The sequence below is a fragment of the Kocuria sabuli genome (genome assembly GCF_040981185.1).
Taxonomy (GTDB): domain Bacteria; phylum Actinomycetota; class Actinomycetes; order Actinomycetales; family Micrococcaceae; genus Kocuria; species Kocuria sabuli.
In genome coordinates, this window is sequence record NZ_JAVHZE010000122.1 from 1 (window position 1) to 511 (window position 511).

Annotated in this window: 1 protein-coding gene; it reads left to right on the forward strand. The window is 60.9% G+C overall.

Annotation, left to right across the window (positions count from 1 at the left end; translation table 11 throughout):
- On the forward strand, nucleotides 1-423 hold a 423-nt coding region (locus RE027_RS18225; protein ID WP_368809707.1), incomplete at its 5' end, for a fimbrial protein.
- Nucleotides 424-511 lie beyond the last annotated feature (88 nt).

The following is a 511-nucleotide window of genomic DNA, read 5'->3' on the forward strand; positions in this document are numbered from 1 at the left end:
GGCAAAACCTGTATTGTCTCCCCCGGCTCGGAACAGCTGGTAGTGGAGATGCATGATGTGGCGGCCCGCCAGCTGGCCGGGCAAAAAAACGAAACGCCCTATGAGCCGTTCACTATTAACCTTGAAGCCTGCGGCGCCGGGTTATCCGCCGTCAGCACCCATTTTGAAGGCACGCCGGACGGTAACAATAGCGATCTGCTGGCCCTGACCGGCGGGCCGGACTATGCAACCGGCGTGGCTATCGGCCTCTATAATCCTGATAAATCGCTGATCGCCATGGGGGATGAAAGCCTGCCGTTCGCGCTAAGCAATGACCAGACCACCCTGGCGCTGCATTTTTACGCCCGCTACCTCGCCGTGACGAACGCCGTTACGCCGGGGGTGGCTAACGCTGCCGCCACCTTTGTGCTGACCTATGCGTGAGGCCAGCCTGCTGAAAAAAGCGGGGATAGCCCTGCTGACCGCCGCGTCTTTCTGGCTCTTGCCTGCTCAGGCCGGGGTGGTGATTGGC